The following is a 19,493-nucleotide window of genomic DNA, read 5'->3' as shown; positions in this document are numbered from 1 at the left end:
TAAAAACCGACGTCTTCAAGTGCTCTTTTGCCGCGAGGATGTTGACCCCGGTAATGAATGAAGGTAGCTCTGGATGCCAGCCGTCAAAGTAAAAGAGAACGAACCCTTCGACGTAGCTCTGCGTCGTTTCAAGCGCTCCTGCGAAAAAGCCGGTGTTCTGGCTGAAGTTCGTAGCCGCGAATTCTACGAGAAGCCGACTTCTGAGCGTAAGCGCAAGGCAGCAGCCGCTGTTAAGCGTCACGCCAAGAAAGTTCAGCGCGAACAGCGCCGCGCCGTACGCCTGTACTAATACACAGACGTCCGTAGCAAGCTTCTGCCAAGCCCGGCCTTCAAGCCGGGCTTATGGCATTTGCGGAATAACGCTTGATGCTTCACTGTCAAATGTCGCAGACGCGACATAGACAACCTGCTTCACCGCGTCAGACCTGGCTCTTTTGCCAGCGGTGCACGTCTTTCCTGACGAGCCTTCCAAGGCTACCGACGAGCACACCCTGATTCCTCTAACGACGATCAGCCCAAGGCACCTGCCTGCGTGTCCGCTTCATGAGCTATCCGAGGCCTGAACAGCCGTTACCGGACTCAGCGCAACACATTCAAACAGTCGAATACTGATAGTTATTAACGTCAGTGGATTATCGGCAGATACACTTCCCGACAGCGATGATGCAGACGACCCGGTCGAGCCACCGATTTAGCGTGCCTCAAACCCAGACCCGGTTACGCCTGCCGATTTCGGGTCCATATTTCGCGCAGTGATGATGAGAACGCCATGGCCGGGCTGATTCCCCAGAGCTTTATTGACGACCTCCTGAACCGCACCGACATCGTCGACGTGGCCAGCTCTCGCCTGCAAATGAAGAAAGCGGGCAAGAACTACACGGCCTGCTGCCCGTTCCATAAAGAAAAAACGCCTTCTTTCAGCGTCAGCCCCGACAAGCAGTTCTACTATTGCTTCGGCTGCGGCGCTGGCGGCAATGCCCTCGGCTTCATCATGGACCACGACAACCTGGACTTCCCCCAGGCCGTCGAAGAACTGGCCAAAGCCGCCGGCATGGAAATACCCCGGGAGGAAAGCGGTCGACAGCACAAGCCACGCCAACCGACCGATTCTCCGCTTTACCCACTGCTGACGGCGGCGGCGGATTTTTATCGCCAGGCCCTCAAAAGCCATCCGGCACGCAAGGCTGCGGTGGATTATCTCAAGGGCCGCGGCCTGACCGGCGAAATCGCCCGGGACTTCGGCCTCGGCTTCGCCCCGCCCGGCTGGGACAACCTGTACAAGCACCTAAGCAGCGATACGCTGCAACAGCGCGCCATGATCGACGCCGGCCTGCTGATTGAAAATGCCGAAACCGGCAAGCGCTACGACCGCTTCCGCGACCGGGTCATGTTTCCGATCCGCGACACGCGCGGACGGATCATCGCCTTTGGTGGCCGGGTGCTGGGCGACGACAAGCCGAAATACCTGAACTCCCCGGAAACCCCGGTGTTCCATAAGGGCCAGGAACTCTATGGCCTGTACGAAGCACGCAAGAACAACCGCAACCTCGATGAAATCATTGTCGTCGAAGGCTACATGGACGTTATTGCCCTGGCCCAACAAGGCCTGCGCAACGCTGTGGCGACCCTGGGCACGGCCACCAGCGAAGAGCACATGAAGCGCCTGTTTCGCGTCGTGCCCAACGTGCTGTTCTGCTTCGACGGCGACCAGGCCGGTCGCAACGCCGCCTGGCGCGCCCTGGAAGCGACCTTGCCGTGCCTGCAGGACGGCCGGCGGGCACGCTTCCTGTTCCTGCCCGAGGGCGAGGACCCGGACACACTGGTGCGCTCCGAAGGCACCGATGCGTTCCGTGCGCGGATCAACCAGCACGCACAGCCGTTGGCCGACTATTTTTTCCAGCAATTGACCGAAGAAGCCGATCCACGCTCCCTCGAAGGCAAGGCCCACATGGCCACCCTCGCGGCACCGTTGATCGACAAGGTGCCCGGCGCCAACCTGCGCACACTCATGCGCCAGCGCCTGAGCGAGATCACCGGCCTGAACAGTGAAGCGGTCAATCAACTGGTGCACAGCGCCCCCCAGGAGGCGCCACCGGCTTACGACCCGGGCATCGATTACGACGCGATGCCGGATTTCGCCGACTATCATCAACCTCAGCAGGATTACGCCCCCCAGCAGGAATGGACACCGAAAAAACCCGGCAGTGGCGGCAAGAAATGGGACAAGAAACCCTGGGACAAGAACGGCAAGCGCGGCGATCGCGACCAGCCACGTGCCCCGCGCGTGCCGGCCGCCGTCGAACCACCAACACTGGCCGCCTTGCGCACCTTGCTGCATCACCCGCAACTGGCGGAAAAAGTAGAGGACGCCGGGCACTTCGCCGCCGAGGACCACAGCAATACGCAATTGCTGGTCGCACTCCTTGAAGCCGTGCAGAAGAACCCCAAGCTAAACTCTTTCCAGTTGATTGCACGGTGGCACGGCACCGAGCAGGGGCGCCTGTTGAAGGCCCTGGCCGAGAAGGAATGGCTGATTGAGGGAGATAACCTTGAACAACAGTTTTTCGACACCATTACTAGCTTGTCCGCCCGCCAACGCGAGCGAAACCTGGAACAACTTCTGCGAAAAGCTCGCCAGAGCGAGTTGACCAGCGAAGAGAAAAACCAATTGCGCGACTTACTCAGCCGCAATGTTTGCGCATCAAACCCGACCTCAACTGGCGCGTGAGGTCACAGCTCAGGTATAATCCTCGGCTTGTTTTTTGCCCGCCAAGACCTTCAGTGGATAGGGTGTTATGTCCGGAAAAGCGCAACAGCAGTCTCGTATCAAAGAGTTGATCCTATTGGGTCGTGAGCAGGGCTACCTGACTTACGCGGAGGTCAACGACCACCTGCCGGAGGATATTTCAGATCCGGAACAGGTGGAAGACATCATCCGCATGATCAACGACATGGGGATCAACGTATTCGAGGTTGCTCCAGATAAGGATGCCCTTATGCTGGCCGACGCCGATACCGACGAGGCGGCCGCTGAAGAAGCGGCCGCAGCGTTGGCAGCGGTCGAGACCGACATTGGTCGCACCACGGACCCCGTGCGCATGTACATGCGTGAAATGGGTACGGTAGAGCTCCTCACACGTGAAGGCGAAATCGAAATCGCCAAGCGTATTGAAGAAGGCATCCGTGAAGTGATGGGCGCTATCGCGCACTTCCCTGGCACGGTTGACCATATTCTCTCCGAGTACACCCGCGTCACCACCGAAGGTGGCCGCCTGTCCGACGTCTTGAGCGGTTATATCGATCCGGACGACGGCATTGCGCCGCCTGCCGCCGAAGTGCCGCCACCGATCGACGCGAAAGCCGTCAAGGCCGACGACGACACCGATGACGACGACGCCGAAGCGAGCGACGACGAGGAAGAAGCCGAAAGCGGTCCGGATCCGATCATCGCAGCACAGCGTTTCGGCGCTGTGGCCGACCAGATGGAAATCACCCGCAAGGCGCTGAAAAAGCATGGCCGCAACAACAAGCAGGCGATTGCCGAGCTGTTGGCACTGGCCGAGCTGTTCATGCCGATCAAGCTGGTACCCAAGCAATTCGAAGGCCTGGTCGAACGTGTTCGCAGCGCCCTGGATCGCTTGCGCCAGCAAGAGCGCGCGATCATGCAGCTTTGCGTGCGTGATGCCCGCATGCCGCGTGCCGATTTCCTGCGCCAGTTCCCTGGCAACGAAGTCGACGAAAGCTGGACCGATGCGCTGGCCAAGGGCAAGAGCAAATACGCTGAAGCCATTGCCCGCCTGCAACCGGACATCGTTCGCTGCCAGCAGAAGCTCAGTGCGCTGGAGGCCGAGACTGGCCTGAGCATCGCCGAGATCAAGGACATCAACCGTCGCATGTCGATCGGCGAGGCCAAGGCCCGTCGCGCGAAGAAAGAGATGGTCGAAGCGAACTTGCGTCTGGTGATCTCCATCGCCAAGAAGTACACCAACCGCGGCCTGCAATTCCTCGACCTGATCCAGGAAGGCAACATCGGCCTGATGAAGGCGGTGGACAAGTTCGAATACCGTCGCGGCTACAAGTTCTCGACTTATGCCACCTGGTGGATCCGTCAGGCGATCACTCGCTCGATCGCCGACCAGGCCCGCACCATCCGTATCCCGGTGCACATGATCGAGACGATCAACAAGCTCAACCGTATTTCCCGGCAGATGCTGCAGGAAATGGGTCGCGAACCGACGCCGGAAGAGCTGGGCGAACGCATGGAAATGCCCGAGGACAAGATCCGCAAGGTATTGAAGATCGCCAAAGAGCCGATCTCCATGGAAACCCCGATCGGTGATGACGAAGACTCCCATCTGGGTGACTTCATCGAAGACTCCACCATGCAGTCTCCGATCGATGTCGCCACTGTCGAGAGTCTCAAGGAAGCGACTCGCGAAGTACTCTCCGGCCTCACTGCCCGTGAAGCCAAGGTACTGCGCATGCGCTTCGGCATCGACATGAATACCGACCACACCCTTGAGGAAGTCGGTAAGCAGTTCGATGTAACCCGTGAGCGGATTCGTCAGATCGAAGCCAAGGCGTTGCGCAAACTGCGCCACCCGACGCGAAGCGAGCATCTGCGCTCCTTCCTCGACGAGTGACCTTCAAAACCCCCGGCCCTGCCGGGGGTTTTGCTATGCACAGATAAAATCCCCTTCGCTACGCTCCTCAGCACCCTGTTGCCCGTCTACACTCGAATCATCCTCACCAAGCCATGACGAGACAGTGATGCCCAGACTGACGGCCGCGCTTTTGCTGTCATTGATGACCTGGACCGCAACAGCTGGCGCGTTGACGCTCACCGACGAGGAGCTCCGCTGGCTCAAGGACCACCCCGACCTGCGCCTGGGTGTCGATGCCTCATGGCCGCCGTTTGAGTTTCGTGACGACCAGGGCCGCTATCAGGGCTTGGCCGCCGACTACGTCGACATCATTCGTGAACGGCTGGCCATCAAGCTCACACCCATCGAGCCGGTCAGTTGGACCGCCGTGCTGGAGCAGGTCGCACAGGGCAAGATAGACCTTTTGCCGGGCATCATGTCTACACCGGAGCGTCAGAACTACCTGGCATTTACCCGCCCTTACCTGGATTTCCCCATCGTCATCCTGGCCCACCGCGGTGGCGCCCAGCCGCACAACCTCAAGGAACTGTACGGGCTGAAAATAGCCGTGGTGGAGAACTATGCCCCCCATGAATTGCTGCGCAACCACCACCCCGACCTGAACCTCGTGGCGCTGCCCAACGTCAGTTCAGCCCTGCAAGCCCTGGCGACCGACGAGGTGGACGCGGTAGTGGGCGATCTGGCCTCCAGCGTCTGGAGCCTGCGTCAACTCAAGCTCGAAGGCCTTTATGTCAGCGGGGAAACGCCGTATCGCTATCAGTTGGCAATGGCCGTCCCTCGAGACAACAAGATATTGGTGGGCATCCTGGACAAGGTCATGGCGGACATGAGCCCCGCCGAAGTTGCCGAGATCCAGCAGAAGTGGGTCGGCAATGTGCACGACTACCGCCAGCTCTGGTCAGACTTGCTGCTTTACGGCCTGCCTGCGTTGCTGCTCCTGGTCGGCATACTGGCAGTGGTGATTCGCATCAACCGCCGACTCAGCTCGGAAATCGCCCGGCGGGTCGAGCTGGAACAGGAGCTGCGCAGCAGTGAATACCATTACCGTGGTCTGGTGGAGAGCCTGTCGGCCATCGCCTGGGAGGCAAGGGTCAGCGACTTCACTTACAGCTACGTTTCGCCCCACGCCGAAGACTTGCTGGGCTATCCCCTTTCCCATTGGCTGATACCGGGCTTCTGGCGCAACATCATTCATCCCGCCGACCTGATCCGTGCCCAGACCTATTGCGATCATGAAGTGCTGGCGGGTCGCGACCACTGCATCGATTATCGTGTGATCACTGCCGATGGCCGTTGCCTGTGGGTGCGCGATATTGTCAGCCTCATCGAACACGGGCACGAACCGGTGATGCGTGGGCTAATGATCGACATCAGCGAAGCCAAGCGCACCGAGGAAGCCCTGCGCCTTTCGGAGCAGAAATTTGCCTCGGTGTTCCGCCAGTGCCCGGACATCCTGGTGATTGCACGGTTGTTGGACGGTTGCCTGCTGGAGGTCAACAAGGCCTTCGAAGAGCAGATCGGCCTGAGCGCCGCCGAGGTGGTGGGACACAGCGCAACCGAACTGAATATCTGGGGCATCCAGGGCGTGGGGCCGGGCCTGTTGCAGCGCTTGCAGGCCGGTAGCATTCGCAACCTGGAAATGCCCTTCCGCCGTAGCAATGGCCAGGTGTTCACCGGGCTGATCTCCGCCGAGCCCTTCGACCTCGACACGACGCCAGCCCTGGTCGTGGTGGTGCGGGACATCAGCCAGCTCAAGGAAACCCAGCAGCAATTGCAGACATCCGAAGAGAAGTTTGCCAAGGCGTTCCACGCCTCGCCCGATGGCCTGCTGTTGTCCCGGCAAAGCGACGGCCTGCTGATCGAAGTCAACGAAGGCTTCAGTCGCATTACCGGTTTCAACAGTGCCCTGTCGGTGGACCGCTCTACCCTGGACCTGGGCATCTGGGTCAACCTCAACGAGCGAAAGCAGATGCTCGACCTGCTGAAGCGGGACGGCTTCGTCAGGGACTTCAGCTGCCACATCCGTCGCAACGACGGGCAGATCCGGCTCTGCGAAGTCTCCAGTCGCCCGCTGCCCATCGGCAACGAAAACTGCATGCTGACCATCGCCCGGGACATCACCGAACGCCATCTCATGCAGGAGAAACTGCAACAGGCCGCCACCGTGTTCGAAAGCACTGCCGAAGGCGTGCTGATCACCGATACGCAACAGCACATCAGCGCGGTAAACCGAGCCTTCACCGAAATCACCGGCTACAGCGAAACCGAAGCCTTGGGCCATACGCCCCGGTTGTTGGCTTCCGGCCTGCACGACAGCGCGTTTTACGCCGCGATGTGGCATCAGTTGACGGCCGAAGGGCACTGGCAAGGAGAGATCTCCAACCGGCGCAAGAACGGCGAGCTGTACCCCAGTTGGCTGACCATCAGCGCGGTGCGCAATCGGGACCGACAGATCACCCATTTCGTCGCGGTCTTCGCCGATATCTCCAGCCTCAAACACGCCCAGGCCCGTCTCGACTACCAGGCCCACCACGACCCGCTGACCGGCCTGCCGAATCGCACGCTGTTCGAAAGCCGCTTGCTGGCAGCTCTCAATGGCCAGCAGGAAAACGGTAGCCAGGGTGCCGTGCTGTTCCTGGACCTGGACCGCTTCAAGCACATCAATGACAGCCTCGGACACCCGGTCGGCGACCTGTTGCTCAAGGGCATTGCCGTGCGCTTGCGCGAGCAGTTGCGCGACATCGACACCGTGGCGCGCCTGGGCGGCGACGAGTTCATTATCCTGCTGCCGGGCCTGCAACAGCCCAGCGATGCGGAGCACATCGCCCAAAAACTGTTGAACTGTTTTGCCGCTCCGTTCCAGGCCGGCGAGCACGAGTTCTTCATCAGTGCCAGCATCGGTACCAGCCTCTACCCGCAGGACGGCTGCGACGTCGCCACGCTGGTGAAGAATGCCGACGCGGCGATGTACCGTTCCAAGGCCAAGGGACGCAACCGGGTGGAAAGCTATACCCGCGACCTCACCGCCCAGGCCAGCGAGCGAGTGGCCTTGGAGCATGAGCTACGGCGGGCGATTGAACGCAACGAGTTGTCATTATCCTTCCAACCCAAAATCAGCCTCGTCGACAACCAACTGGTAGGTGCCGAAGCATTGATCCGCTGGACGCACCCCACGTTTGGCGACGTTCCGCCGGAACACTTCATCCCCCTGGCGGAAGAGAACGGCATGATCCTGCAAATCGGCGACTGGGTACTGGAGCGCGCCTGCCGGCAGCTGTGTGAATGGAATGACGCCTACGACAGCCTCGGCCCTCTTTCGGTCAATCTGGCCGGAGCCCAGTTGCGTCAACCCAATCTACTGGGGCGCATCGAACAACTGCTGCGAGAGCACCAGCTCGAACCCGGCTTATTGCAACTGGAAATTACCGAAAACTTCATCATGAGCCAGGCCGAAGAGGCCCTGACAGTGCTGCACCAGCTGAAAAAACTCGGCGTGCAATTGGCCATCGACGACTTCGGCACGGGCTATTCCTCCCTGAGCTACCTCAAGCGCCTGCCACTGGACATCCTCAAGATCGACCAATCCTTCGTCCGCGGCCTGCCCGACGACCCCCACGACGCGGCCATCGTACGGGCAATCATCGCCCTGGGCCGCAGCATGCAATTCACCATTATCGCCGAGGGCGTCGAAACCCTGGCCCAACAGCAATTCCTGACCGAGGAAGGTTGCGAACAGATCCAGGGCTACATCGTCAGCCTGCCCCTGTGCGCCGAGGAATTTGCCGCAACGTTTCTTCGTGTGCGCGTATCGGATTTTTCGGATAGCACAGCCGAGAAACCGTCGCTATAATCCGCGACCTACTGAGGGCCTATAGCTCAGTTGGTTAGAGCAGAGGACTCATAATCCTTTGGTCCACGGTTCGAGTCCGTGTGGGCCCACCATACAAAAAGCCGCGCATTGCGCGGCTTTTACGTTCTTGAGCCTGTTGACTCTTGCGCCCTAGGCGAAGGTCTTCATAAACGGCTCTGCGCACTGCCTGATGGCTGCGACCACATTCGGTGCCTGTTCACAAAGTTCAGTCGAGCGGGCCAGCACTTGTTCCAGTGCTTGCAACTGTTTGCGGATTACTTCTTCTGGCCGGACAACATCACATACCCGAGCGAAGTCCAACAGGCCCTGTCGCGAGGCAAATAGCGACTTGTTGCCGACCAGATCAAGGGCCAATACATCTCTTGGAATATAGGCCGTGGTGTTGACGATGTCGTAGGCAGGCGCCAACCGCGCGTCGCGCTGGGTAGGGTCGGAATAGAGCAGCCCGAAGTTCTTCAGATGGGCGTCACCATTGCCGACGATGCAACTCAAGGCCACGATGGCAAATAAATGGGCCAGGGAGTCCTGCACTTTCTCAGACGGGCAGAACAGACGGATGGCTTTGGCAATGGCTGAATAGCTCTTGCTGTACTTTTGCCCCGCAGCAAGCCCCATCAATGCGGCCATGTCCTCGAAGCCGATGGGGTTGAGCTGCTCGTCTCGATCGAAGCGACGCATAACGAACAGCTTGGAATTATCGGAAAGGTAGAACTCCGGCACCTTGATCCCGGCCTCCCTGGCTACAGACATGCAGAGGAACTCATTGATCGCCAGCCCCGGAAATTCGTCCCGGCCGCTCTTGATAATCAGGTCGGAGGTTTTCGAGGTAAACCGTTGCGCAGCACCATCCTGACGCTCTGGAACGAGCACCTTGGGCTGCACGCCCGATATCCCGGCACGCAGAACGTAACGATCCACCAAGTCGGCAAAAATGTCCTGCGCACCATCCCAGGCCAGGATTTCCTCCAGCCGTTCTCCAGGAAATTGTTGGCGTAGTAGAAGCGCATCGACCTCCGGTGAACTCACCTCCACCCGCCCGATAGGCGAGCTACTGCCAGACAGTGCAAGCAGCAGCATGGGGTCGACGTTCGTCACCTTGGCCAGACGGTTGCGTAGCTGCTCCAAGACGTAACCTTCGGGCAGATTCATCTGGAAGATCGGGTGCAGCTCTCGATGACGGTATTCATCCAGACGCACAGGCATCAATAAACTGATTGCCGCCTGTGCATCAGCATCTTCGCGATAACGAAACAGGTAGTCTCCAGTGCTGGAGAGGATCCTCCCGCTATCACCTTCAGGTGTTGCTACCCGTAGCAAGGTCGTCATCAGTCGAACACTCCGTGGATTTCCTCAAGCGTAGGCATCGCAGCCGGTACCACGGCGAACTCACAATCCAGGGCCCCCAGGACTCGTGCATAGGCAAGCATCCCCACCGACGGGTCACCCTTTTCGATGGCAATGACCTTCTGCCGAGTGACACCTGCCAAGGTAGCGAGATTGGCCTGGGTCAGGCCGCGATTGCGGCGGCGCTTGCGAACCTGCTCGCCCAGACGCATGAGGATGAGGGAATAATCCATGTTATGTATACAAGACAAATAAGATTAAATGTAACGTATACCTAACTTCCCAAAAAATCAAAGCAGATATGCCCTCGAAGTTAACGTGCTCACCTTTCACCGGAACATCCGTCCCCCGAATCGACTTCAAAAGCTCTCCGTTGCTTGACCGCGATAGCAACTTTGGCAACTGGCCGCCCCCTTTCCTTGTTCCTCGACTCACCTGGAAGTAATACTCTGGGGAATTAACGACGGGCGAGGCCCGTTCAACCTCCTCAAGCGAGATCTCCATCATCGCCAGCCCCAGCCTCTCCCGACTGTTTCTTGAACTGTTCTGGCAACTCGGCATCCTGCTGGTGCCGGCTTTTTTCGTCACGATATTGCCTCCCCCATTGGCTTTGCTGGCGGTGTTGTTCTTCGGCCTGCTGATGGGGTTTGCCGCACGATTCGGTTTTCTGTCGGCCGGGCGAGTCTGTGGCAGGTTGATCGTCGGCGCCGTGTTCGGCCTGGGTTTCAGTGTGGGTCGGGCCTTGCCTGAGTGGTGGGGCATCCTGGCGGCCATCGCCAGCATCGGCGGCGGCCTGGTGTGTGTCAGTGCCTGGGAGCGGCGCCTGGGTTTGGCGTCCGTTTCCTGCAAAGGCGCCAGTGCTTGGGGTGGAAGCGAGCCGCAATTGACGCCTGAAGGCGAGCCGATCCGGGTGTTCAACCACAGTGAAATCGCCATGGGTGGCCCCACTTATTGTGACTACCTGTTCCCCGACGGCGTGCTCCTGCAAGGCCTTGGCTCTTCGTCCATGTTCTCCCGCGACGGGCGCTATTTTGCGGCGACCGTACCGTCCCGGCAGAACTGGGGGCTGGTCGTCCTCGATCGTCAACAGCGCCAGGTGTACCGCTGTGCCGACAGCGAACTCTGGGAGTTGGACGCTTTTGATCTCGGCGTGTTGAGCGGGCGCCATAGCCCGCTGGTGGACGACAGCGTTCGCGAAATCCGACTGGATGAGTTGCTCCAGACGGCCAGCGTTACCCACCTGGTCGCCTTCGCCGACCTGTGGCTGGACTCCGATTGGCATCCCGAGCAGGTTCAACATGCCTTCGAGCGGCGTTCTGCGGACGGCCAGCACTGCCTGCGGGGCGACATTGCCTTGCCCGCGACATTTCGCGACCTGGCCCAGCCGCTGGAACCGCTGGTTTCACCGCGCTACGCCATCAGCGTCAACGGGCAACCGTCCGGCCTGTTGATGGCGGCCGATGCGCCGTTGGTATGGAGCAGCGATCAACGCGCCATGGTGTGTCTGGCCCAGGAACAACCCCCTCAAGCAGACGGCGACCAGTATTGGCTGTGGCAGCTGGACCTGGGCTGGCGCGCCCTGCCCTCGCCGTGGGTGAAGAGCGAAACAGAACCGTCCTTCTATTGGCACGAGCTGCTGGGTCTCGACGCAAGCCATGTGCAGATAGGCTCGTACCTTGACTATCCGCGACCGGGCTCCGGGCGTTATGGCTACCGCTTGGACAGCATCCACGGCGATACCGAGATCCAGGTCGATCATGACGCCCAAGGTCGCGTGCAGGTTGGCGAATTTGCGCTGACCCGCATGACCATCGCCATGCCGTTGGACAGCCAAGGCCAGCGCGGTGACTCGTACATCGAGACGCAGCCGATGCAGGACGGGGTGCGCGCGCGGTTGACCTGGCTTGGCGATAATCCCGATGGGCTGGGCGGTTATCGCTGTCAGATCGGCGACTGGCAATTACCTGGCCGCTGGTTGTTGGATCATCGGGTCTCCGATTGCGGGCGTTACCTGGCCCTGCTGCCCTTCGACGGTGCCACGACGGTCGCAACCCACGGGGTGGTCGCCGATCTGAAGGAACGACAGCTGCTGCAGGGGCCCGCGATGTGGGTCGCCCGCCTGCTCGATTTCCGCGCCGGCCGGCTGAGCCTGGCAGTGGTTGCCGGACGTCTTGATCAAGACCTGGAGAGCAGCGCACTGCAACGCTTCAACATCACCGCGCCGCAGAGCGATAGCGTCCCTTCGTTCTTTCAATCCGACGAACAATCCCGGCTGTTCTACAACACCGTGGAGCTGCAGGTGAGCGATACACACCTGCACAGCGTTGCCCCTTGGCGCCTGGTGGATTGTCCGCAAGTGGCCAACGCCGACGGTGACTTCATCCAGCCTGCCCCCGACCATCAGGATGCCGCCTGGCTGTTCGGCAGCGAAACGGAATATGCCGACAGTTGGGTGCGTGCACAGGCGCCCCGGCTCGGAGGCCATTTGCTGACAGCCTCAGGCTGCGCGTTGGTTGATCTGGCACCGTCGATGATCTGGTCGACGGATAGCCGTTACCTGGCCCTGACCTGCATGGCAACCGATGTGACAGAACAGTGTGGCAGTTATCGAGGCTGGCAATTGCTGCTCCTGGATGTCCAGGAACACACGTTGCGGGTGCATCCGCAGTGGCTGGGCAATCGGCCGCTGTTTGAAAGCTTCGACGACGAACAGCTGCATGTACGGTGTTTCGAGCGCGATTGGGAAGCAGAGGACAATGACGACCCAGGTTCGGTACAGTCATTGCCTCTGACCCTTTTGCTGCAAGCGCCCGCTGAACAGCTGGTGTGCCAGGACGGTTTCTGGCTCAGGTCTTCGCAAGTACACCTGGCCCCTGCCTGGCGAGCGCTGACCTTACCCGCCATTGGCTATTTCGAACGCGAGAGCCTGTAACATGCTCGCCACCGATGCCCCCGCCGGAGCCCACCTTGCCTGACACCCGCCCTCCCGTCCTCGACGAAATCGACCGCCAACTGATCGCGGCCCTGCAAATCAATGCCCGGGAAAGCGTCGCCATGCTGGCCCGGCAGCTGGGTATCGCCCGGACAACCGTAACTTCGCGCTTGGCGCGCCTGGAAAAGACCAAGGTGATTACCGGATATGGCGTGCGCCTGGGCCAACGGGTGATTGACGGCGGCTTGCAGGCTTACGTCGGCATCAAGGTCCAGCCGCGTTCCGGCAAGGACGTGCTGCGACGCTTGAGCGCCATGGCCCAGGTACAGCAACTGTGCGCGGTCAGCGGTGAGTTCGACTATGTCGCCTGGTTGCGCACGGACTCGCCGGAACAGCTGGACCAGTTGCTGGACCAGATCGGCAGCGTGGACGGCGTGGAAAAAACCACCACCTCGATCATCCTCAGCAGCAAGATCGATCGAGGCCAGCCAGTCTAAGCCCTGCGTACTTGACCTGTGGAAGCGAGCTTGCTTGCGATGGCGGTCTGTCAGTCCATGAAAGTGCTGACTGAACCGACGCTATCGCGAGCAGGCTCGCTCCCACTGGGAACAACGTAAGTTACGGTGTTGGATGGGAGAAATTTTCGATCCTGACCTGCCCCTCCGGGAAGGTCGCGATAATCTCCAACTCCCCCCCCATGGCCCGGATGTAGTTGCGCAATGTGCTGATGTACATGTCTGTACGGCGCTCCATTTTCGAGACTGCCGCCTGGTTGATATGCAGTGTCTTGGCCAAGGCCTCCTGGCTCAACTCCTGTGCCTGACGCAACTCGTGCAACGGCATTTCTGCACGCAACTGCTGATACAGAGCCTGTGCACGCGCCTGGGAGTCAGGCGAACGACGCGCCATCAAATCGGAAAATTTCTTAGCCATGGTCAAAGCCCTCTCTCTCCAATACTTCCAAATGCTCGTCATAGAGGCGTTCGGCCAAAGGCACATATTGCTGATACCAACGGTCCTGGCCGGTCTTGTCTCCCCCGATCAGCAGGATGGCGCAGCGTCGTGGATCAAACGCATAGAGCACACGATAAGGCCTACCTGCATGTTGCACCCGTAACTCACGAAGGTTGCCATGACGCGAACCTTTGATATCACTGGTGTGAGGAAAGCCCAGATACGGCCCGGTATCGCCGAGCAGCATCACCGAAACCTGTACCGAGTCCTGCTCTGACTCACTGAGACGGTCCCACCACAACTCAAATTCGTCAGTGTATTCAACGTCCCATTTCATACAAATATGCCACCCAGGATATATAACCTCAAGGGAATAACCATAGGAGTTTCGGCGGGTATCTGTTGCTGTTGATCGCGCAGACAATTGTTAGGGCGCGTTTCTGTGGGAGCGAGCTCGCGATGGTGTTAATTCACTCAGCACCTTCATTGACTGACGCACCGCTATCGCGAGCTAGCTCGCCCCCACAGTGGACAGGTTTCGTCATTATGATTTATGAATAGATCAAAATGACTGCAATACGCTCAAAACGACGACATATTGTGTCTTATTAACGTGTTCCACCCTCCCTAGAATGGCTGGCATCTTTCCTATACTCAGACGCGAACACCGCGTCGAGTCGCCCATCAAGGTCAGCCATGAACAAGAACAATCGCCACCCAGCAGACGGTAAGAAGCCCATCACCATTTTCGGGCCGGACTTTCCTTTCGCCTTTGACGACTGGATCGAGCATCCGGCTGGCCTGGGCAGCATACCCGCCCACAACCACGGTACCGAAGTGGCGATTGTCGGGGCCGGGATCGCCGGCCTGGTGGCGGCGTACGAGCTGATGAAGCTGGGTCTCAAACCCGTGGTCTACGAGGCGTCGAAGATGGGTGGGCGCCTGCGCTCACAAGCGTTCAATGGTGCCGAAGGGGTGATCGCCGAGCTGGGCGGCATGCGTTTTCCGGTGTCCTCCACCGCGTTCTACCATTACGTCGACAAGCTGGGCCTGGAGACCAAACCATTTCCCAACCCGCTGACCCCCGCTTCCGGCAGCACGGTCATCGACCTGGAAGGCCAGACCTACTACGCACAGAAACTGGCGGACCTCCCCGCCCTGTTCCAGGAAGTCGCCGACGCCTGGGCCGATGCGCTGGAGGATGGCTCGCGCTTCGGCGACATCCAGCAGGCGATCCGCGACCGCGACGTGCCACGCCTCAAGGCGCTGTGGAACACCTTGGTGCCACTGTGGGACGACCGCACCTTCTACGACTTCGTCGCCACCTCCAAGGCCTTCGCCAAGCTCTCTTTCCAGCACCGCGAAGTGTTCGGCCAGGTCGGTTTCGGCACCGGCGGCTGGGATTCGGACTTCCCCAATTCGATGCTGGAAATCTTCCGGGTCGTGATGACCAACTGCGACGACCACCAGCACCTGGTGGTCGGCGGCGTCGAGCAGGTGCCCCACGGCATCTGGAACCACGTGCCGGAACGCTGCGCGCACTGGCCGCAAGGGACCAGCCTGAATTCACTGCACCTGGGTGCCCCACGCAGCGGTGTGAAGCGCATTGCCCGTGCGGCCGATGGCCGATTCAGCGTGACCGACGTCTGGGACAACACCCGCGAGTACGCCGCTGTGCTGGTCACCTGCCAGAGTTGGCTGCTGACCACCCAGATCGAATGTGAAGAAGCGCTGTTCTCGCAAAAAATGTGGATGGCCCTGGACCGCACCCGCTACATGCAATCGTCGAAGACCTTCGTGATGGTCGACCGGCCATTCTGGAAGGACAAGGACCCCGAGACCGGCCGCGACCTGATGAGCATGACCCTGACCGACCGTCTTACCCGTGGCACCTACCTGTTCGACAACGGGGACGACAAGCCAGGGGTGATTTGCCTATCGTATTCCTGGATGAGCGACGCGCTGAAAATGCTCCCGCACCCGGTGGAAAAACGCGTGAAGCTGGCCCTCGATGCCCTGAAGAAAATCTATCCCAAGGTGGACATCGCCGCGCGGATCATCGGCGATCCGATTACCGTGTCCTGGGAAGCCGACCCGCATTTCCTCGGCGCGTTCAAGGGCGCCCTGCCCGGCCACTATCGCTACAACCAGCGTATGTATGCGCATTTCATGCAGGACGACATGCCGGCCGAACAACGCGGGATCTTTATCGCCGGTGATGACGTCTCATGGACACCGGCCTGGGTCGAAGGCGCGGTACAGACCTCACTCAATGCCGTGTGGGGAATCATGAAGCACTTCGGCGGTGAAACTCACGCCGAGAACCCGGGTCCTGGTGATGTGTTCCACGAGATCGGTCCGATCGCCCTGCCCGAATAAAAGGAGTTTTCGATGCGCGTAGCCCTCTACCAATGCCCACCGCTGCCACTGGATCCGGCCGGCAACCTGCACCGCCTGCACCAGGTGGCGCTGGAAGCCAGGGGCGCCGATGTGCTGGTGCTGCCGGAGATGTTCATGACCGGCTACAACATCGGCGTCGACGCGGTGAATGTATTGGCCGAGGTCTACAACGGCGAGTGGGCGCAACAGATCGCCCGCATTGCCAAGGCCGCCGGCCTGGCGATTGTCTACGGCTACCCTGAGCGCGGCGAAGACGGGCAGATCTACAACGCCGTGCAGCTGATCGACCCCCAGGGTGAGCGCCTGGCCAACTACCGCAAGAGCCACCTGTTCGGCGACCTTGATCACGCCATGTTCAGCGCCGGCGACGCCGCATTGCCCATCGTGGAGCTCAATGGCTGGAAGCTTGGCCTCCTGGTCTGCTACGACCTGGAATTTCCGGAAAATGCCCGACGCCTGGCCCTGGCCGGCGCCGAGCTGATCCTGGTGCCGACCGCCAACATGCAACCTTACGAGTTCATCGCCGACGTCACCGTGCGGGCCCGGGCCATCGAGAACCAGTGTTTCGTGGCGTACGCCAACTACTGCGGCCACGAAGGTGAATTGCAGTATTGTGGCCAAAGCAGTATCGCCGCGCCGAATGGCAGCCGCCCGGCGCTTGCAGGGCTGGATGAGGCCTTGATCGTCGCAGAACTGGATCGACAACTGATGGACGACTCCCGCGCGGCCTACAACTACCTGCATGATCGCCGCCCTGAGCTTTACGACGACCTGCACAAACACTGATTGAGGATTGAGAACGCGGCCTAATCCGCTAGCATGAGCGCATCTTTGTTCTGGAAGCGCTCATGCCGGCCCCCGACTCCCTCCGCCCCCACACTGAAACCCTGGCCAACGGCTTGCGGGTGACATTGCGTCACGTCCCAGGCCTCAAGCGCAGCGCTGCAGTACTGCGAGTCGCGGCTGGCAGCCATGACGCGCCCCTGGCCTGGCCGGGATTGGCGCACTTGCTCGAGCATCTGTTCTTCCTCGGCACCGAGCGTTTTCCCGCTGGGGAGAACCTGATGGCCTATGTGCAGCGCCATGGCGGCCAGGTCAATGCACGCACCAGCGAACGCACCACGGATTTTTTCTTCGAATTGCCACCCGCAACCTTCGCCGAGGGACTGGAACGGCTGGGGGACATGCTCACTCACCCACGCCTGGATGAGGCCGATCAGTTGCGCGAACGAGAAGTGCTGCACGCCGAGTTCATCGCCTGGTCCCAGGATGCAGCAGCCCAGCGCCAGCTTGCCCTGCACGACGGCCTGTCGGCGACCCATCCGCTGCGGGGTTTTCATGCCGGCAATCGCGACAGCCTCGCGGTGGCGCAAAGCGAATTCCAAAGCGCCTTGCACGACTTCTATCGCCGCTTTTACCAGAGCGGCCAGATGACCTTGAGCCTGGCCGGCCCGCAAAGCATCGACGCCTTGAAAGCGCTGGCTGAACAGTTCGGCAGGCACCTACCTGGCGGTGAAGCGCTTGCCAGGCCGGCACCACCAAGTTTGATGGCATCGTCCCCGACAAGTTATCAACAGGCCCGCGAGGGTTGCCTTGATCTGCTGTTCGCCTTCGAAGATTTACCGGCCGCCTCGCCTCAAGCCCTGGACTTTCTCTGTATGTGGCTGAACTCCAGCAAACCGGGCGGCTTGCTCGCCACGTTGCGTCAGCGCGGCCTGGCTGACAGCCTCAAGGCCACCGCGCTGTATGAGTTTGCCGGGCAGGCGCTGCTGCACATCGAAGTCAAGCACGCCAACGCTCTGGCATCGGCGCAAATCCAGCCGCTGCTGCACGACTGGCTGGGGTTCTTTGCCGCCCAGGACGACTGGGCGCCGTTGCGCCAGGAGTTCACCGCACTGTTGCAGCGTCGGCAGGAGACAGGATCGGCCTTGCAGGTGGCCCGCTGGGACGGTGAAGGACGTGACGGGCCGCTGTTGGCAAACGACCTCGTGAGGCTCAGGGAAATCCTCAGGCAACTGCACCCCGCCGATAACGTCGTGGAACCCTGGCAACTGCCCACACCCAATCCGTTCCTGCAAACGCCAAGCGAAGCGCCCCGCGCCGGGCTGATACGCGGCCAGACCAGCGCCCACCGCGGCTTGCGAACCTTCGCCCAGGACCGCTCCCGGGGGCGTCGGGAACGCTCACCCATGCAGTTCAGCCAGGCGCTGCCAGACAACGGTCGTGAAGGCGCGGTGTACCTGCGCTGGCAACTGGCGACCCAGACACCGCAGGACTTTCAATCCAGGCTCGACCGGCACCTGCAGGATGTGCGAGAGGATGCTCGCCAGGCCGGCGTGGATGTCAGCTTCCAGTCCTCCGGTAATCAATGGCTACTGAAACTGGTTGGCTTACAGGCGCCGATACCGTTGGTGCTCGAACACGTTCTGACGAAGCTTGCGCAACCGCTGCCAATGGCCCTGGCCAGTCAGGAACCCCCGCCGATGCCGATTCGGCATCTGTTGAAGGCGCTGCCAGATCACTGCCACCCCAACCGCCAAGCGTCAGCGTTGCCAATGCCCGACAGCGACCAAAGCGTGTGGACAACGGCCCGATGGGACGGGCTGTGCATCGGCCTGTCGGCGGCCACCCAAGGGCCGTTGGGCCCTGCGCTGGCCCGAGTGCCGGGCATTGCCGGCGATGAAGCCAGCCTGGCGCCGGCACCTCGCGGGCAACGCCTCTGGCATACGCTCCAGACTCACGGCGAAGAACCGGCCGTGTTGCTGTTTTGCCCGACAGCCACCCCGACGCTGGCCGACGAAGCCGCCTGGCGATTGCTGGCACAGCTGTGTCAGACGCCGTTCTATCAGCGCCTGCGCGTCGAGTTGCAGTTGGGCTATGCGGTGTTCAGTGGGTTGAAGCAGATCGACGGGCAAACCGGGATATTGTTCGGCGTCCAATCGCCCAGCCTTTCGGCGACGCAACTGAGCGCCCACATCGAACAGTTCCTGGCCGGGTTACCGACGTTGCTCCAGCAACTCGATGATGTTTCCCTGACCGGCCAGCAGCAGGCGCTTGCCGCCCAACTCCAGAGCACCGCCCTGCCCTGCGCCCAGGCCGCCGAGCTGCTCTGGCAGGGCAAGCTGGCCGGCCACCCGTCGGATTATCTTGAACAACTCTCCGCTGCCATCGTGTACCTGGATCGCACGCAGCTACAAAGAGCCGCCCAACGTCTGATCGAGGCTGAAGGGGGATGGTATTGCCTGAGCAACGGAGCCTGTCCGGGAGAGCGCTGGCAAGCGCCGCAGTGATCATTGCAGCGGCCGTAATGAGCTTTCTTCGAGAATCG

General features: G+C 60.6%; 13 protein-coding genes and 1 tRNA gene. 10 read left to right on the top strand and 4 right to left on the bottom strand.

The genetic code is table 11. The features are described from left to right. Positions 1 to 73 precede the first annotated feature (73 nt). The 5 genes from rpsU to BLT00_RS09180 all read left to right on the top strand — a co-directional run bounded on the left by rpsU (position 74) and on the right by BLT00_RS09180 (position 8,606). Positions 74 to 289 (top strand): 30S ribosomal protein S21, encoded by a 216-nt coding sequence (gene rpsU / locus BLT00_RS09200; protein ID WP_002551877.1) that lies wholly within the window; start codon positions 74 to 76, stop codon positions 287 to 289. Positions 290 to 769: 480 nt separating this feature from the next. Then, a complete protein-coding gene (gene dnaG / locus BLT00_RS09195; RefSeq protein ID WP_092146405.1) occupies positions 770 to 2,728 on the top strand; it encodes a DNA primase in 1,959 nt (652 codons plus the stop codon). Positions 2,729 to 2,795: 67 nt separating this feature from the next. After that, on the top strand, positions 2,796 to 4,643 hold the full coding sequence (rpoD, locus tag BLT00_RS09190) for an RNA polymerase sigma factor RpoD (protein WP_063324103.1): 1,848 nt from the start codon (positions 2,796 to 2,798) through the stop codon (positions 4,641 to 4,643). A 127-nt stretch (positions 4,644 to 4,770) separates the two neighbouring features. Next, positions 4,771 to 8,514, top strand: a complete 3,744-nt coding sequence (locus BLT00_RS09185) for a bifunctional diguanylate cyclase/phosphodiesterase (RefSeq protein WP_092146403.1) — start codon at positions 4,771 to 4,773, stop codon at positions 8,512 to 8,514. Between the two features lie 15 nt (positions 8,515 to 8,529). Continuing rightward, positions 8,530 to 8,606: transfer RNA gene (locus BLT00_RS09180), tRNA-Ile, on the top strand. 58 nt (positions 8,607 to 8,664) lie between these two features. Here the strand turns inward: BLT00_RS09180 and BLT00_RS09175 are convergent. After that, positions 8,665 to 9,861, bottom strand: coding sequence for a type II toxin-antitoxin system HipA family toxin (locus BLT00_RS09175; RefSeq protein ID WP_092146401.1), 1,197 nt, complete (start codon positions 9,859 to 9,861; stop codon positions 8,665 to 8,667). Then, entirely contained in the window at positions 9,861 to 10,112 is a 252-nt protein-coding gene (locus tag BLT00_RS09170) for a helix-turn-helix transcriptional regulator (protein WP_175456234.1), read from the bottom strand. The genes BLT00_RS09175 and BLT00_RS09170 overlap by 1 nt, the downstream gene beginning before the upstream one ends. A 359-nt stretch (positions 10,113 to 10,471) precedes the next feature. On the opposite strand from BLT00_RS09170, the gene BLT00_RS09160 reads away from it, so the two are divergent. Together BLT00_RS09160 and BLT00_RS09155 are read left to right on the top strand one after the other, a co-directional pair. Further along, complete coding sequence (locus BLT00_RS09160; RefSeq protein WP_256572765.1) at positions 10,472 to 12,811, top strand: hypothetical protein; 2,340 nt, start codon at positions 10,472 to 10,474, stop codon at positions 12,809 to 12,811. A 35-nt stretch (positions 12,812 to 12,846) separates the two neighbouring features. Further along, positions 12,847 to 13,308, top strand: coding sequence for an Lrp/AsnC family transcriptional regulator (locus tag BLT00_RS09155; protein WP_060743121.1), 462 nt, complete (start codon positions 12,847 to 12,849; stop codon positions 13,306 to 13,308). Positions 13,309 to 13,429: 121 nt separating this feature from the next. Here BLT00_RS09155 and BLT00_RS09150 read toward each other — a convergent pair whose 3' ends face one another. Beyond that, a complete protein-coding gene (locus BLT00_RS09150) occupies positions 13,430 to 13,744 on the bottom strand; it encodes an XRE family transcriptional regulator (RefSeq protein WP_092146395.1) in 315 nt (104 codons plus the stop codon). Next, complete coding sequence (locus tag BLT00_RS09145) at positions 13,737 to 14,102, bottom strand: type II toxin-antitoxin system RelE/ParE family toxin (protein ID WP_092146393.1); 366 nt, start codon at positions 14,100 to 14,102, stop codon at positions 13,737 to 13,739. The genes BLT00_RS09150 and BLT00_RS09145 overlap by 8 nt, the downstream gene beginning before the upstream one ends. A 359-nt stretch (positions 14,103 to 14,461) precedes the next feature. On the opposite strand from BLT00_RS09145, the gene BLT00_RS09140 reads away from it, so the two are divergent. The 3 genes from BLT00_RS09140 (at position 14,462) to pqqF (ending at position 19,455) form a co-directional block, all read left to right on the top strand. Further along, positions 14,462 to 16,144 (top strand): flavin monoamine oxidase family protein, encoded by a 1,683-nt coding sequence (locus tag BLT00_RS09140; protein WP_063324094.1) that lies wholly within the window; start codon positions 14,462 to 14,464, stop codon positions 16,142 to 16,144. Between the two features lie 12 nt (positions 16,145 to 16,156). Further along, positions 16,157 to 16,951, top strand: a complete 795-nt coding sequence (locus tag BLT00_RS09135) for a carbon-nitrogen hydrolase family protein (RefSeq protein ID WP_092146391.1) — start codon at positions 16,157 to 16,159, stop codon at positions 16,949 to 16,951. A gap of 62 nt (positions 16,952 to 17,013) precedes the next feature. Next, complete coding sequence (gene pqqF / locus BLT00_RS09130; RefSeq protein WP_092146389.1) at positions 17,014 to 19,455, top strand: pyrroloquinoline quinone biosynthesis protein PqqF; 2,442 nt, start codon at positions 17,014 to 17,016, stop codon at positions 19,453 to 19,455. Positions 19,456 to 19,493: the final 38 nt, after the last annotated feature.

The sequence above is a fragment of the Pseudomonas sp. NFACC51 genome, assembly GCF_900103575.1.
Taxonomy (GTDB): domain Bacteria; phylum Pseudomonadota; class Gammaproteobacteria; order Pseudomonadales; family Pseudomonadaceae; genus Aquipseudomonas; species Aquipseudomonas fluorescens_Q.
Note: the sequence above shows the minus strand (reverse complement) of the source record. Positions and strands in the feature narration are given on the sequence as shown.